The organism is Companilactobacillus hulinensis, assembly GCF_003946555.1.
Classification (GTDB): domain Bacteria; phylum Bacillota; class Bacilli; order Lactobacillales; family Lactobacillaceae; genus Companilactobacillus; species Companilactobacillus hulinensis.
In genome coordinates this window covers 1-15,365 of sequence record NZ_RHOO01000035.1, presented here as the reverse complement: position 1 = coordinate 15,365, position 15,365 = coordinate 1, and the positions used below count along the sequence as shown (strand labels likewise).

Annotated in this window: 19 protein-coding genes, 1 tRNA gene and 1 other annotated feature; of the genes, 7 read left to right on the top strand and 13 right to left on the bottom strand. The window is 36.5% G+C overall.

Translation table 11 applies throughout. The features are described from left to right. Nucleotides 1-133 precede the first annotated feature (133 nt). Nucleotides 134-814, top strand: coding sequence for a YjjG family noncanonical pyrimidine nucleotidase (locus tag EKM66_RS12075; RefSeq protein ID WP_125764927.1), 681 nt, complete (start codon nucleotides 134-136; stop codon nucleotides 812-814). Nucleotides 815-861: 47 nt separating this feature from the next. Here the strand turns inward: EKM66_RS12075 and EKM66_RS12070 are convergent. Together EKM66_RS12070 and EKM66_RS12065 are read right to left on the bottom strand one after the other, a co-directional pair. Further along, nucleotides 862-935, bottom strand: a tRNA-Thr gene (locus EKM66_RS12070). Nucleotides 936-986: 51 nt separating this feature from the next. Then, nucleotides 987-1,514: an HdeD family acid-resistance protein gene (locus tag EKM66_RS12065; protein WP_225426609.1), complete on the bottom strand. Its 528-nt coding sequence runs from the start codon at nucleotides 1,512-1,514 to the stop codon at nucleotides 987-989. A 132-nt stretch (nucleotides 1,515-1,646) separates the two neighbouring features. Here EKM66_RS12065 and EKM66_RS12060 point away from each other — a divergent pair, with 132 nt between their 5' ends. Continuing rightward, on the top strand, nucleotides 1,647-2,318 hold the full coding sequence (locus EKM66_RS12060; RefSeq protein WP_125764923.1) for a metal-dependent transcriptional regulator: 672 nt from the start codon (nucleotides 1,647-1,649) through the stop codon (nucleotides 2,316-2,318). 433 nt (nucleotides 2,319-2,751) lie between these two features. On the opposite strand, the gene EKM66_RS12055 is transcribed toward EKM66_RS12060, so the two are convergent. The 6 genes from EKM66_RS12055 to EKM66_RS12030 form a co-directional block, all read right to left on the bottom strand. Continuing rightward, nucleotides 2,752-3,636 carry an alpha/beta hydrolase gene (locus EKM66_RS12055; protein ID WP_125764920.1) on the bottom strand — a complete coding sequence of 295 codons (885 nt, stop codon included), beginning with the start codon at nucleotides 3,634-3,636 and terminating at the stop codon, nucleotides 2,752-2,754. Next, a complete protein-coding gene (locus tag EKM66_RS12050) occupies nucleotides 3,636-3,989 on the bottom strand; it encodes a carboxymuconolactone decarboxylase family protein (protein WP_125764918.1) in 354 nt (117 codons plus the stop codon). Before EKM66_RS12050 ends, EKM66_RS12055 begins: the two co-directional genes overlap by 1 nt. 73 nt (nucleotides 3,990-4,062) lie before the next feature. Then, nucleotides 4,063-4,869, bottom strand: coding sequence for a DUF975 family protein (locus tag EKM66_RS12045; protein ID WP_125764916.1), 807 nt, complete (start codon nucleotides 4,867-4,869; stop codon nucleotides 4,063-4,065). Nucleotides 4,870-4,927: 58 nt separating this feature from the next. Next, nucleotides 4,928-5,857, bottom strand: coding sequence for a DUF4097 family beta strand repeat-containing protein (locus tag EKM66_RS12040; protein ID WP_125764915.1), 930 nt, complete (start codon nucleotides 5,855-5,857; stop codon nucleotides 4,928-4,930). After that, nucleotides 5,857-6,513: a DUF1700 domain-containing protein gene (locus EKM66_RS12035; protein WP_125764913.1), complete on the bottom strand. Its 657-nt coding sequence runs from the start codon at nucleotides 6,511-6,513 to the stop codon at nucleotides 5,857-5,859. Before EKM66_RS12035 ends, EKM66_RS12040 begins: the two co-directional genes overlap by 1 nt. Then, nucleotides 6,503-6,820 carry a PadR family transcriptional regulator gene (locus EKM66_RS12030; RefSeq protein ID WP_125764911.1) on the bottom strand — a complete coding sequence of 106 codons (318 nt, stop codon included), beginning with the start codon at nucleotides 6,818-6,820 and terminating at the stop codon, nucleotides 6,503-6,505. The genes EKM66_RS12035 and EKM66_RS12030 overlap by 11 nt, the downstream gene beginning before the upstream one ends. A 171-nt stretch (nucleotides 6,821-6,991) precedes the next feature. Then, nucleotides 6,992-7,216: a binding site (T-box leader), on the top strand. Nucleotides 7,217-7,384: 168 nt separating this feature from the next. Between EKM66_RS12030 and EKM66_RS12025 the strand changes: the two genes are divergently transcribed. The 4 genes from EKM66_RS12025 to EKM66_RS12780 all read left to right on the top strand — a co-directional run bounded on the left by EKM66_RS12025 (nucleotide 7,385) and on the right by EKM66_RS12780 (nucleotide 10,396). Then, the gene (locus tag EKM66_RS12025; RefSeq protein WP_125764909.1) at nucleotides 7,385-8,038 is read left to right on the top strand and encodes an amino acid ABC transporter permease; all 654 of its coding nucleotides are present in this window, start codon (nucleotides 7,385-7,387) and stop codon (nucleotides 8,036-8,038) included. Between the two features lie 132 nt (nucleotides 8,039-8,170). Beyond that, nucleotides 8,171-8,812, top strand: a complete 642-nt coding sequence (locus EKM66_RS12020) for an amino acid ABC transporter ATP-binding protein (protein WP_125764907.1) — start codon at nucleotides 8,171-8,173, stop codon at nucleotides 8,810-8,812. A gap of 18 nt (nucleotides 8,813-8,830) precedes the next feature. After that, nucleotides 8,831-9,688 carry an amino acid ABC transporter substrate-binding protein gene (locus tag EKM66_RS12015; RefSeq protein WP_125764905.1) on the top strand — a complete coding sequence of 286 codons (858 nt, stop codon included), beginning with the start codon at nucleotides 8,831-8,833 and terminating at the stop codon, nucleotides 9,686-9,688. A 213-nt stretch (nucleotides 9,689-9,901) separates the two neighbouring features. Next, nucleotides 9,902-10,396: a helicase gene (locus tag EKM66_RS12780; protein ID WP_225426608.1), complete on the top strand. Its 495-nt coding sequence runs from the start codon at nucleotides 9,902-9,904 to the stop codon at nucleotides 10,394-10,396. A gap of 139 nt (nucleotides 10,397-10,535) precedes the next feature. Here the strand turns inward: EKM66_RS12780 and EKM66_RS12005 are convergent, their stop codons facing one another. The 5 genes from EKM66_RS12005 to EKM66_RS11985 form a co-directional block, all read right to left on the bottom strand. Continuing rightward, nucleotides 10,536-11,078: an AAA family ATPase gene (locus EKM66_RS12005; protein WP_125764903.1), complete on the bottom strand. Its 543-nt coding sequence runs from the start codon at nucleotides 11,076-11,078 to the stop codon at nucleotides 10,536-10,538. Between the two features lie 449 nt (nucleotides 11,079-11,527). Next, nucleotides 11,528-11,926: a hypothetical protein gene (locus tag EKM66_RS12000; protein WP_125764901.1), complete on the bottom strand. Its 399-nt coding sequence runs from the start codon at nucleotides 11,924-11,926 to the stop codon at nucleotides 11,528-11,530. Nucleotides 11,927-11,988: 62 nt separating this feature from the next. Further along, a complete protein-coding gene (locus tag EKM66_RS11995; protein ID WP_125764899.1) occupies nucleotides 11,989-12,570 on the bottom strand; it encodes a TetR/AcrR family transcriptional regulator in 582 nt (193 codons plus the stop codon). A 233-nt stretch (nucleotides 12,571-12,803) separates the two neighbouring features. Then, nucleotides 12,804-13,580: an ABC transporter permease gene (locus tag EKM66_RS11990; protein WP_125764897.1), complete on the bottom strand. Its 777-nt coding sequence runs from the start codon at nucleotides 13,578-13,580 to the stop codon at nucleotides 12,804-12,806. A gap of 17 nt (nucleotides 13,581-13,597) precedes the next feature. Further along, nucleotides 13,598-14,533 (bottom strand): ATP-binding cassette domain-containing protein, encoded by a 936-nt coding sequence (locus EKM66_RS11985; protein ID WP_125764895.1) that lies wholly within the window; start codon nucleotides 14,531-14,533, stop codon nucleotides 13,598-13,600. A 151-nt stretch (nucleotides 14,534-14,684) separates the two neighbouring features. On the opposite strand from EKM66_RS11985, the gene EKM66_RS11980 reads away from it, so the two are divergent. Then, nucleotides 14,685-15,200 carry a MarR family winged helix-turn-helix transcriptional regulator gene (locus EKM66_RS11980; protein ID WP_125764893.1) on the top strand — a complete coding sequence of 172 codons (516 nt, stop codon included), beginning with the start codon at nucleotides 14,685-14,687 and terminating at the stop codon, nucleotides 15,198-15,200. Nucleotides 15,201-15,365 lie beyond the last annotated feature (165 nt).

Genomic DNA, 15,365 nt, shown 5'->3' with positions numbered 1-15,365 from the left:
GATACCTGATTTTTTCGTCTTGGTGTTTTTTTTATTCAGTTTTTCTCAAGTGGCTAACTTGATTATAAAATTTGCCATTGTTTAATTTTGAAAATATGGTCATAATAATGAAAAACCTTTGTGAGGAATAATAATGTTCAAATACGCAATTTTCGACTTAGATGATACTCTATTGGACTTTTATCGTGGTGAGGTGGAAGGTGTTCGTCGCCTTATGAAAGAACAAGGTGTACAAGATATAGAACATGGATTACAAGTTTATCTTTCTATCAACAAGCATGTTTGGGAACAGATTGAACAAGGTCATCCTAGTCAAAAGCTATTGGATACGCGATTTTCGATTGCCTTCTCCAAACTCGAAATCACGGTTGACGGTAAAGAACTTGAAGCTCAATATCGAAATATCTTAAATCATAATTTCTATACAATAGATGGTTCAGAACAGTTATTGCAAGATTTGAAATCTGCTGGATTGAAGCTGTTTGTCGGTACAAATGGTGTAAAAAGAACCCAACTTGACCGACTAGATGGTTCACATTTAGGGCAATATTTTGACGACTGTTTTATTTCAGACGATATCGGTTTTACCAAACCAGACAAACGATTCTTCTCTCCAATTTTTAAGAGATACAAGGATATCACTTACCAAAATACCATAATGATTGGCGACAGCCTGAAATCAGATATTTTGGGTGCAAACGAAGTAGGATTACAGAATATTTGGTTTAATCCACACCAAATTGTTAATAACATGGACTTCAAACCAACTTATGAAGTCCAAACTTATCAACAAGTGGAAAATATTTTGATATAAAAACAGGCACAATCACTGATTTAACAATGATTGTGCCTATTTATTTCAGCCGTCTATCGGATTTGAACCGACGACCCCCACCTTACCATGGTGATGCTCTACCTATCTGAGCTAAGACGGCAAATTTCATCTCTTATTTTACCAAATCAGTAGTAGAGATGAAATATCTAACTTAAAATGCTTCGATAATTCCTACAATTCCGGTTGTGAAGAAGAAGAACGCTAGGAAGAACACGATGACTCCTCCAGCAAGTATCGGATTGAATAACAGTACAAAAGCAAATATCAAATTCAAAATTGCTAAGATAACAATTGCTAAATAATATTTTTTGCCGAAGAAATGATAGAATCTTGATGTTGTTAATTGGAAAATTGCATCGATCAAGAACCATATAGCAAACATATAGATCAAAATCATTACACTGACATCTGAACGTACAATAAATAGCACGCCAATTAAGATATCCACAATAGCTGAGAACACTGTCCAGCCACTTCTAACCCCCAAGAACTTAGTCATTTGTGAGCCAAACCATAATTGATATTGCCCACGTAAAATAACATAAATTCCAAAAATCATTGCAATGGTCGATAGACTATTTAAGGGATACCACAAGACCAAGTATCCGGCATAAAGAGAAATCAAACCAATGATGAAACCAAACCAATCGAAATGTCGCTTAGAATAATCCACAAACATATCCCCTTTTCAGAAAATTTAACATAATACTTACATTACTCATTTTAACATTATCCACCCGCAAATTTTTATTAAATGCGTTATAATGGAAACAACTAATTAAATTCTTAGTCTAAACGAAAGGTCAAAAAATTGTCACCTAACAAAGAAAATTATCTCAAGACCATCTATGAGCTGAATTATGATTTCACCAAAATAACCAATAAGCGTATCGCTGAAATTATGAATGTAAGTGCACCCTCAGTAACTGAAATGCTTAATTCACTAGCTGCTGACGGATACCTAACTCACTCGCCTTACAACAAAATAACCCTGACCCCAAAGGGAAACAAAGTATCAGAGAAACTAGTTAAAACTCATCGTTTATGGGAAGTATTCTTAAATCGCTGCTTGGATTATCCTGTCGACAATGTCCATAACCATGCCGATGATTTGGAACATTCATCAGACAAAGACTTGATGGATCACTTGAACGACTTCTTGGATCATCCTCAACGTTGTCCACATGGTGGTATCATTCCCGGCAATGGCAAAGGTGAAACTGACGCCGATGATAAGTTACTAAGTATGATTCCGGATGGACAAACCGTTCAAATCGTTCGTGTATCTGATAACTATGACTTCTTACAATATTTCTCAAGTTTGAATATGAAAATTGATGACACTATCAAGATCATCAAAAAGGAAAAGTTCGACAACTCCTTGGTAGTTAAAAAAGAAGACGGCTCTAATGTAACAATCGGTGCTAAGGCTATCGATTATATTTTTGTTGAAGATCGTCCTGATATGAAGGATTCTGAATAAAGGTGTACATCTCCGGTTACGAAAAGTTTTACCTGCCGTATGGACCGGTGAGAGCCAAGGTCTCTCACCTCGACTTTAAGCTTTGCTTCGCAAATCTTAAAGCTCGTCCTGTGGCTTACGCCACACTCACGGCCAGTAAAATTTTCGCAACCTCCGACTTTGTTGGTAACACTTTATTATGCTTAACTTCTATAAATACATATCTATAAAAATATAAAAAGCTCTCAAGCTGGATAAAAATCCAAACTCGAGAGCTTTTTTCATATATACAAAATAGCCGGAGATAAAAGATAATAAATCAGCCGTTCTAACATCACTGGACGACTTTTGAAATCTGCGGTCCATGCAGAGTTCAAAATCGAGACTTCAGACCGCCTTTCGGCTGAAGTCGGTCCCACAGCAGATTTATTATTTTTTTATCGCAGGCGTAAATCTACATCAAATTCTCAAAAAATGCTTGTTCATCATCATTACACTCACGAGCAATATCATCACGCATATTACAGTGGAACACATGCTCACGAGGATGCTCATCATCCCCATAAATCTTGAATTCATGCTTAACATTGGCATCAAACAAAAATTGATCCATTCTCACAGCCTCATCGTGTAAGAAATCATGATTAGCAGACATAACATACAATGGTGGAACAGTAGCATCGATATAATTCTCAGGTGTCATACATTCATGCATATTCTTCTGCACATCTTCAGTGAAGTAAGTATCAATAGTTCCCGAAATCATCCCCGGACGACTCAAGAAATATACTCCGCAATTCATTGCGGCTCCCAAAATATTAATCTTCTTCAATTCCTTAAATCCAAACCAATCACGATAATTAGTATTGGAGTATGTCGTCATAAATTGAAATACCAGATTACCACCGGCACTGTCACCGACTAAGAAGACTCGGTTTAAATCAAGATTATATTCATCAGCATGTTCAGATACCCATTGCATAACTGCATTAGTATCTTGCAAAGCACCAGGAAATGGTGTTTCTGGAGCAAGTCGATAATTGAAGTTAACGAACGCAAAACCACGTTTTGCCCAATCCAATCCATAGAATTGGTAAGTTTCCTTAGTTCCATAGAAATATCCACCACCATGACAGTTAACTACAACTGGCAGCTTACCCTCAAAATCAACTGGTTCATAAATATCCAACAAGTTCAAAGTTCCAGCTGGTCCATAACTTATATCGTCAAAACGTTTTACTTCAGGAGGATTAGTTGGCAATCCTGCATCACGACGATCATCATTTGCTTTCCATTCCAAACGAGTAGCTTTTACTGCTTCCAAATCTGATTCATTCATTACTTTTCACCCTCACCATTAAACAATTCTTCCATAGCATCAAGTGCAGTTCCGCCATAAACGTATGCTGGACCGCCACTCATGACAATTGCAGTATTGACCGTTTCAATTATTTCCTCACGCGTTGCTCCAGCCTTGATTGCATTACGCATATGATCAAGAATACAACCTTCACAACGAATTGAAATAGCTACACATAGACACATTAACTCTTTTGACTTATGAGACAATACACCATCTTTCAGTGCAGAACTGTGCAAACTCAAAAAGTCCTTACCAGGTTCACCTGACATCTCTGTCAACAATCCATAGTTCTGTGAAATCTTGTCTAACTTCTCTTTGTAATATGCCATAACTAATCCTCCTGTATTTGCTAGTTCCTATGATATCGCTTACAGAAAAATATGCAAAAAAAACAGCGACTTTTTAGGCCGCTGCTTTATTACTATTCGCATCATTTGCTTCGCTGATCTTAGCATAGAAAGCTGCTAGAGTCAGTTGTTCATATGGGTGTAACCAAATTGATAAAATTTCATGTGTCATCAAGTTGACGATTTCCCATAGTAAAAATTCAAAACAGATAAAGAATAACGTTGTCTTATATCCACGCATCATTCTTGAACTCTTCGTTAAACTCAAGAATGCAGAACGGATCGACCAAGTCTTATTCTTATCAACATCATCCTTCAAAACATAAAAGCTTTGACTGAAAATCAAGAAGAACCAGATACCTGGAATGATATAAAGTGACAAGCCAGCTTCGATGAAAACACCAAGCATAGTTGTGATAAACAAGACAGGGAAGAAGAAGTTACCGCTGAATACTTGCAGACTATCCTTCAAAGCGTTGATCTCATAATCAGGATTACGCATCTTGTCTAACATTGTATATCCGACACCTGTACAAACCAAGACGAAGAAGAACATGAATGCGAAGACAATTACGCTACTTCCTGGAGTCAAACTCAAAGCATATTTTGTGGCTGCACTTGGATCATTAGCCATTTGTTGTGAAATCTCAGTTAAACGTTCACTGGCAGCTTGTGGATTACTAAAACTGACACCCAATTCACCTAACCAGGAGTTATATATTCTCGTTCCGAAATACATGGCAACTAAACGCATCAGGATAGGAAAAATATTCAAAGCAACATTTCCCTTGATATCCTTAACAAAGGTGCGCATCGCCAGCCTTCTAATTTCTAAGGCATTAACTCGCTTATAATTATTCATTAATATCCCTCACAGTACGGAATATTATAACATACAGCTTGTTAGTTTCTAATTGATACTACTTAATTTCAACCGAACCATTAGTAGTCTCAACTTTTAACAAATTCTCAGAATCTTGATCATGTTGATAACTTGTACCTTGGCTCTCACCGTAATACTTAATGTTTCCATTGACTGTTGATAAGTCTAAGCCATCTGTACTAGTTCCCTTAGCCGTGAAACTACCACTTCTCATCTTGAAGATGTTCTTGCCTTTGACTGTCGATTGGCTGATTTTGGTGCTACCATTTCTTGATTCAACCGTTAAATTGTTCAAAATACCCTTGTAAATACTCAAATCTATATTACGAGACTTGATCTTAGAATTATTAATATTAGATTCAATAAACTCTAACTGAGAGTTAGAAGATTCATTCAATTCAAAGTTATCAATATCTGTTTGTTGGAATTCCAAGTAACTTGAATCTAGCTCAATGTTCTTAGCATTTTTGATCTGTGAATCAACGAAGTTAAGAGAACCAGCTGAGCCGCCATTAATTACCAAGTTGTCAATGTTTGCGCCATTAACATCCATACCTAATTGATTCATATTAACATTCAATTCTTTTAACTTAGCTCCAGTTGGAACCGTAATCGTGATATGTGGATTATCGCTAGAAGATACTCCGATAATATCCTTATACTTACCGTACTTGTTACCAGTAATGTGCAAGGTTCCGTCAGCCACATAGTAGTCACTATCACGCAATTCGTCGCCGACTATTTGAATCTTATATCTGTCGCCAGATTCGATATTTACTGAATATGCCTGGCTATCAACCTTGATCCTATCGAACTTACTCAAGTCATCAGTCTTGTCAACTGACTTAGAAATCTTGAATCCGTGGTCCCAAAGGATGGTCTTTTGGGCACCCATTACTAGTCCGCCTCCAAGTAAAATTGCACCAATGATGATCAAATATAATCCTGTCACAAAATATTTACGCATTATCTTTGACCTCCCTTACTTGGTGTTTTTCTTCCATACAATAACTTCTTACCGACCCAACGGAAGAAAATAACGATAACTTGGAAGAACCATTTGAATACTGCAATAATAATTGGAATCAAGAAGAAGTCGATTCCTAGAACTATCAATCCACCACCAACGTAGAATAACGTGGTCCAGATTGATTGGAAAATAACTGACATACCCATGAATATTGCCCCGACTCCAAGAATAACGGATAGAGCTACTAAGAATACAAACGTCAGAATCATCAGAATTGCCGCAGCCGCAATGCCTGCCAGCATAAGGATCAATGCGATAGCCAACGGAATTGCTACAGGAGTTGCGAATAATCCCAAAATAATCAACCAGATCATTCGAACATTCTTCTTGGCCTTTTGTTCGGTCGGAACATTCCCATTATCAACATTTTGGTAATCTTCTTCTGACATTTTGATTGAATAATCAGTTAAGACTTTTCTAGCCAAATGCTTGGGTGTTCCCAATTCATTAATAATTTTGTCTGATGTATCAAGATCAGCATCAATAATAAATTCTCGATAAAATTCTAAGACATCTTTACGATCGTCGTCATTCAGTTGTCCCAAATAGACTTCGAACTCATTGATGTATGACTCAACGGCTTTAGTTTCCATCGTTTCCCTCCAAAATAGCATCCGTGGCATCTTTTAATTCTTTCCAATTAGCACGAATCCTAGTTAATTCTCCTGTTCCTAATTCGGTGATTTTGTAATAACGGCGATTACGTCCCTCGTAAGCCTGATCGTAGGTTTCCAACCAACCTTCTTTTTTTAATCGTCTGAGAATTGGATACATGGTCGATTCTGATATGGGGAATACCTTCTGTACTTCCCTAGTAATCGCGTATCCGTAGTAATCTTCTCGAGTTAACAAGGACAGGACTGATCCTTCAAGAATTTCGGTTGACACTTGAATTGCCATATTATCTCCTCATTTCCTAATACTATACGAGCCATCAATACTATACGTCGTATAATATCATTGCACGAATAATATAACGTATCCTATAACCTAAGTCAAATGATATTCGCAAATTAATTCTTGACAATAAATAACTTTGGCTTTATCATTGTCTTCAACATTTAAACACGTACAAAAACGACGACAGAAGAGTAATTTGTTAAGTTGGTTCAGAGAGTTGACGGGGGTGCGAGTCAATCCACTTAATGAGTGAAACACATCTGTAAGTTGAATAACTGAAATCATAGTAAGTTATTTCGGTAGTCCCGTTACCACTGAAGTTATGTAATAACTTGTTGAGTCTAATACCGTGAGATATTAGAAATCAGAGGTGGTACCGCGAAATTCGCCCTCTTAGTCTTTTGGCTAAGAGGGCTTTTTTTATATCACAATTACATAACTTCCTGAGGTTAGTATCGCAAGGTATTAACGAATCAGAGGTGGAACCACGACCAGTCGTCCTCTTAGCAATTTTTTGCTAAGGGGATTTTTTTGTATCACGTTTATATATAGGGAGGAAACAATATGAATTATATTTTTGAAATTTTACCATCATTATTAAGTGGTACCGTAATGACACTTAAAATTTTCTTCTGGACTATCATTTGCTCATTACCATTAGGAATAATAGTTTCACTTGGAAGAAGTTCCAAATTCAAACCACTAAGTTGGTTAGTCTCATTCTATATTTGGGTAATGCGTGGAACTCCATTGCTACTACAACTTATCTTCGTATTCTATGGATTACCAAACATGCCCTTCGCACATATTGTTTTCGAAAGATACGACGCAGCACTATTCGCCTTCATCCTAAATTACACTGCCTACTTCGCAGAAATATTCCGTGGTGGATTCGGTGCTATCAGCGATGGACAATTCGAAGGTGCTAAAGTTCTCGGATTGAATTACTTCCAGACAATTAGAAAAATTATCGTTCCTCAAGTTGTCAAAATCGTCTTACCTTCAATTGGTAATGAAGTGATCAACTTGGTTAAGGATTCATCATTAGTATACGTAATTGGCCTAGGCGACTTGCTACGTGCCGGAAATATCGCCAGTTCACGTGACGTCACACTAGTACCTCTCGTATTAGTCGGTATTATCTACCTATTATTAACCTTGGTATGTACATGGTTATTGAAATTGCTTGAAAATAAATTCAGTTATTATAGAGATTAACTTAGAGAGTGAAAGAAATCGATAAATGTTGAGCATATCCTAAATAATTTATTGATGTGAACCTTGCATCATTAAATTATTGTAGATAAGCGGAAACATTTGATTTCTGTAACTCGTTTTGGAGGAAAACATATGCTTAAACTTGAAAATATCACTAAAAGTTTTGATGGCAAAACCATCTTAGACAACCTGAACCTTGAGGTTCAAGATAATTCTATACTTAGTATCGTTGGGCCTTCCGGCGCTGGTAAGACGACATTACTACGTTGCATCGCCGGACTTGAAACCGTCGGTTCTGGATCATTCATCTTGAATGGCAAACCATTCGACCCTTCTGATGAGTCAGCCAAAGAACGTGTTGTTGGTGTAGTCTTCCAAGACTTCAACCTTTTCCCTCACCTATCAGTTCTTGAGAATGTAACCTTGGCACCAATGATGGTTCTAAAACAAAGCAAAAAAGACGCTAAACAAAATGCCGAAAAAATTCTTGCTCAACTTGAATTAACTGATTTGGCTAAGCAATATCCATTTGAATTATCTGGTGGTCAAAAGCAACGTGTTGCCATCGCCCGTGCCTTAGCAATGCAACCTAAGATTCTCTGTTACGACGAACCAACCTCAGCACTTGATCCAAGTCTGCGTGACGCTGTTGCCGAAGTTATTCTCAACTTGAAGAAGACCGGCATCACTCAAATTGTTATTACCCATGATCCAGCCTTCGCTAAAAAGATTGCTGATCAATTGCTCGAAGTGAAACCAATCGCTAACAAATAATTAGGGGGGATTAATATTATGAAGAAAAAAATCATCAAAATTGTTACTCTCCTAGCCTGCTTCGTCATGGTACTTAGCTTGAGCGGTTGTGGGGATAAAAAGTCAGTTGCTCAAGAAGCTAATACCGCTGATACATGGGCAGCTATCAAAAAACGTAAACGTGTTATCATCGGACTCGACGACACCTTTGTACCAATGGGATTCCGTGAGAAGAATGGTAAATTAGTTGGTTACGATATTGACCTAGCTAAGGCTGTTTTCAAACAATATGGTATCAAAGCTGACTTCCAACCAATTGATTGGAATATGAAAGAAACCGAATTACGTAATCGTACAATCGACCTAATCTGGAATGGTTATACAATTACACCAGAACGTCTCAAACAAATCGCCTTCTCACGTCCATACATGGCTAACAGACAAGTCTTGGTAACTAAGAAGAGTGAAGGCATCAATAGTTTTGCCGGTATGAAAGGTAAAACACTAGGTGTTCAAACTAGCTCTTCCGGTGCCAGTTTATTGGACGAACACCCTGCTATGTTGAAGAATTATATTAAGGATAAGACACCCGTCATGTATGATTCTTTCAACAATGCCTTCATGGACCTCGATGCTGGTCGTATCCAAGGAATGCTGATCGATAGTGTTTACTCAGGATACTATATCCAACACGAAAAAAATCCGGAATCATATCAAACTACTGTTGGTGGATTCGATGGTGAAGACTTCGCTGTTGGTATGCGTAAAGGTGACAAAACTTTGAAGCGTAAGATTGACTCTGCATTGCAACAACTTGCTAATGATGGAACACTTAAGAAAATAAATGAAAAATGGTTCGGTACTAACGATAATTCGTTGATTAAACCTGAAAAATAAAAGCAAAAATACCCCAGGGCAAATAATAATATTTGTCCTGGGGTATTTATTTGTTTAACTAACGGTGACAAATTTGTGTTAGAAGAAAACTTTACTAACAACAATCACGAATCCTAATAGAACAAATGTAACCGTCGTAAACTCAATTCTGAAGTGCAGTATAATTAAAGCTATATTAAAATATTACAATGCTTCTTCAAAGGAGTTCAAAATATGTTCTCATTAACTTTCAATGTTGGTGGCTTTTCTCTTAACCGACTAAAAGATCAACTTCAAGAAAAGCAAATTGGTCTTAATCCGAGTGCTGAAAAGTTATTTACTGATTCTCGGCTTATTCTTTCTCAAGAGCCACATTTAGTAACTTTAAAAATTTTGACGATTGCCGAACTGAATTTAACGACTACCGCTACCTTGCCCAATATTCTTTTGAGCGCCCAAGAACAAGGTTATAAACTTTGTCCTCTGGAAACAGCTATTTACTGCCGTTTGTTCTGGCAAAATCAACCAATTAGTGATGATCAAGCCATGCACCGACATAAGGCTCCTGACTCAGCCGTCACCATTGCTTCGCCTATAACTTCAACCGATGTTAACCAGCCTAAAGGATTTTATATACGACATGTTAACAATCGTTTATGGCTAAGAGGTTACATTTGTGATGATGACTTCATCTGGCAACAGGAGAATTTGTTTGCTTTTCAAAAATGACTGCTCTAAGATTGATTTCCTTAAAATATTAAAAATCACAATCATCGATAGTGGCGTATTGATGGAACCGACATATTTGATAACTTGATTAGGGATGCTTGGCATTTTGACTGAAAAGATAAGTATAAAAAAATCAAAACTAAATAATAAAATCTCTTTTCGCAATATGACATCTAATTTCATGAGCTGTTTCTTCACTAGATTGCTGTGTAGAATCAATAACATTATTCTCGTATTCACCTACATCAGCAAATTGTTCCCACATCGTCTCCACTAATTTAATATTAGTATCTTCATCTAATTTAGTTCGACCGATTGCACGTCTCATAGTCACATCTTTATTTGCTCTCAAAACAATATAGTGCACTTCATATCCTTGTTGAGCCAATTTCTTCCAAGGATTAAAGAACCATGGGCCAATGATACCATCAACGATAACTTCGTATCCATTATCAGAAAATACTTTAGTAGTTTCTAAGAAAGCATTTATAACCACTTCATTTTGAGATTTAGCTTCTGGTAAATATGGAGCAACATAGCCCTTTTTTATATAGTGATAGAAATCATCGGTTAACATATGTACCGATTGTAATGAATCTGAGTTTTCCGCCAATATATCCGAAACAGTGCTCTTGCCTGTGGCGGGAGAGCCAGTAATGATAACTATTCTGCTTCTTGACAAGATATCACCTCCTATTAAAGGTCACTTTTGATGGCAAACTTTTGTAGCATGTCATCAGGTAGCCAGCAATTGATCCATAACTAACACTGCAGCTGGATTTTCTTTGAATACATATATTTGATATATTAACATTACTATACAAAAAATGCGTTGGGTCTTAATCCCAGCGCATTTTTAATTATTAGCCAAATATTAATTATCAGACAGTCCTCACTTGTCCAATAATCAATACCAACCATTTAACTCAATTTGAAATATCATTACTTAACATACACTTATTCATTGATATATTTTGATTCGTCTAAGTTATTTACAATGAAATCAGTTCAGTCAGCAAGATTACCATTTGTATTCTATATTGCCTTGATTGTATTTTCAGTTGATTGACCCAGATTATAGTCACCCAACGATATAATTACCACACCACTTCCTTTCAATTAACTAATAATTTAGGCTAAGGCCTTTTCAAGATCATTTAAGTAAGTACTCAATTGATTCTTAAAAAAACGATTGATTGAGAATTGAAAGAATTTATTCTTGGCATCGAATTCCTCAGTTATCTTTAACGTAGTGGTATCTTTATTATCCTGATGAAGTTCAAAAGTTCTTCTACCTGTTCCCTTTTGATGTTCAATATCCAAGGCTCGATTGACATTTTGAATTTGAGTAACCAAAGTATATGCTTCTGGTAAATTGTTTTGAGAATTCATCTCACTATACTGCCTGTCATTTTCAATGATTACTTCTGGTACATTTGAGCGCCATGAGTTATCACTAGGATTAATAATCTTCTCCCAAATTTGTTCTGATGTTGCTTTAAATTGTTTTTCTCTACTATACATTGACATGGTAATTCTTCCTTTATTGATTAAATGTTTATTTAATTAAGCTTTAAATAAAAAATCGACAACTATCGATTTTTTAAAATACCTTCTACTGATAAATGAATAAGTTCTTCTACTTCTTTTGGATCAACTTCTTTTTGTTCAGATCGACGCTGAACCATCATCATTACGAATGGAGCAAACAACAAAGAACCAAGATATTCAATATTGGTAGTTTTTAAACATTCACAATCAGATGCCTCTTCAAACAAATCCATCAGTGGTTTGGTTAGTTGGTTCCCACATTCTACTGCACTCATTGTAATCAATTCTGAATTAGCTTGAACTGCTTGCATGAAGCACGCTTCCAATGGATACTTCATAAAATATTTGGCAAAATGATTGATCCCCAAAAATAGTTTTTCTTCCATTGAATTACCCTCAGCAATATCTTCTGCCAGGTTTTCATCAAGTGAACTTTTTATTTCTATATAAATCTTAGATAGCATATCTTCCTTATCATCATAATAAACATAAGGAGTTCCCGAGCTCACATTGGCTCGTTTGGCTATCTTTCCAAATGATAAAGAAGGGATACCTTCTTCATCGACTATCTCAAGAATAGCTTGTTTAATTCTGTCTTTTTTGTTCTCATCTATCTTTCGCATGAATCAATAATAAACAGTCATTTAGTTATTGTCAATAGGATTCAAAAATAAAACTAAATAATCATTTACTATTAATGTATACCTGTCATACGTTAAGCCTGTGGCTTAAGCGTGTGACAAAGTACAACTTTTTTTGCTTAAATCAAATGGAGGCTGTAATCCAAAATCGGATTGCAGCCTCCATTTGCCTTAATGCTCGAAAATTAATCGCGTTCTGTTTTGCTCTATTCATTCTAATTATTACGATTATAAGCCCAAACGGTTAATGGTGCGAAAACCAACACAATTCCAATACCGAAAATCAATACCAAAACTGCTTCATGTGTCCAACTTCCTGTTGCCAAAATCTGTCTAATGGCAGTAATGACATAAGTAATAGGATTCATATATGCGATAAACTGCATAGTCTTCGACAATGTTTTAATAGGAATAAAGGCATTCGACAAGAATGACAAAGCTAGCATAACGATCAATGAAAAACTTGAAACAGTACTTGCGTTCTTGGCTAATAGTCCTAATAGTGCGAAGATCCATGAGATTGCCCAGCCAGTGAATACAGCAAGTAAAGCAATTACAACTACCCAGCCAAAACCGGCAGCTGGACGCCATCCCATTAAGTAACCGGTTGTTAATGAAACAGCTGCCGCAATTACTAAGCGCAAAATATCAGCGAAAAGTTGGCCGGCTAGTGGTGCAATATGTGCCATTGGTAATGACTTGAATCGATCGAATACTCCGGAATCCAAATCTTCTCTAATTTGTTCACCTGATCCAGAAGAGGCCGACAACATTGTTTGAATCAATATTCCTGGAACAATTGTTGGCAAATAATTTTGAACATTACCAGCAATTGCCCCTCCAAATAAATAACCAAACATTAACATAAACATGACTGGTTGAATGATCACATCCATGAATCTGTCAGGATTGTGAAATGTTTTTAAAAGATTACGATATGCCATTGTTGCTGTATTCATAATTAAATTACCACGTTGTGTCTTTACTTCCATAATTAATATCTTCTTTCCTAATTTTTACCTACTGTTAAATTCATAAATACATCGTCTAAGGATGGTTCCTGCACTGTTAAATTACTAATAGCAATTTTTGCTTGCTGCAACGTTACTAATAACGGTGTTAACTGATTAATATTTTTCAAAGTGGCGCTCAATTGCTGACCAGTCTGACCAATCGATTCATCTAGTTGTTTGGTCATTAACTGCACAGCGATAGTCATTTGTGAACTCTTATCAATGGTAAAGTTCAACTTCGTACCACCAATTTGTTTCTTGAGTTCTTCTGGCGTACCAATTTTGACCAACTTACCATGGTCGATTACGGCAATTCTATCAGCCAATTGATCAGCTTCATCAAGGTATTGAGTTGTAAGTAAAATCGTTGAACCTTGAGCAACCAGTTTTCTAATCGTATCCCACATCTGAGTTCTAGTTCTGGGATCAAGTCCTGTCGTTGGCTCATCTAAGAAGATCAATGCTGGGCGAGTAATTAAACTAACTGCCAAATCTAGTCTTCGACGCATACCACCTGAAAAATCTTTGAGGGATTTATCGGCTGAATCCAATAACGAGAATTCAGTTAATAATTCTTGTGTACGTTGCTTTGATTCTGCACGAGATAATCCATTTAATCGCGAAAAAATCATCAAGTTTTCACGAGCGGAAATATCTTCATCAACCGATGCATATTGCCCAGTCAATCCAAACATCGAACGAGCCAAGCGTCCCTCTTTAGCGGTATCATGACCAAAGATTTTTACACTACCATTGCTTGATTTCAGCAACGTAGTTATCATTCGTAAAGTTGTTGTTTTACCAGCTCCATTGGGACCTAATAATCCAAATACTTCACCTTTTTTTACATTAAAGGAGATATCATCAACTGCAATTTTATTATTAAATTTCTTTGTTAAGTGATTAACTTCAATAGCATTCATTGTTTCCATTATTTACTGCCTCATTAGTTTGAGATTTAATCAGGTAACCTGATTAACTACATTGTAAGGGTACCTGATTAATTATGCAAGAATTTTATCAGGTTACCTGACTATCTTTTTGTAAATCAACCAGTATAATGATATTTGGAGGTTAAATCATATGCCTAACTTAGTAAAACAAAAGAATGCCGCCGCTAAACTCATGGAGTTTGGTATGGTTCGCCACACAGTGGACAATATGTATCACAGGAATCCCGATGAAAATGAACACCGCCTTATGTTTCAAGGACAAGGTAAGATTCTAGTAGCTTTGTCACAACACGACGGAATCTCTCAAAAAGAACTAGCCACAAATCTCGATTTAACTGCTCAATCAACCGCTGAATTTGTAAACAAGCTGGTCAACAAGGGGTTAGTTACAAAAGAAAAGTCTCAAAAAGATCGACGAGTAACTATTATCACGTTGACCAAGGCTGGTCGTGAAATTGCTACAAAAGAATCCGCAAAGATACCTGAGTTTTTAAATGTATTGACCGATGAAGAACTGGATCAATTTACAAGTATCCTAACCAAATTGAATTCCAATCTCTATGATGAAATTAACGAGAATAATTCTAATTTATTTAAGAAGACACAAAAAACTATTAAGGAACATTTCCGTGATTGGTTCTTATAGAAAAACAGGACTAGAACTTGCTTGAGTAAGCAAGTCCTAGTCCTTTTCTTTATATATTGTTTCCCGCCTACGGTCGAAAATGGTGTTCCTGCTGATCGAGTAGGAGGTAAATTAATTACCGACCTCTCACACCACCGTACGTACGGATCCGTATACGGCGGTTCA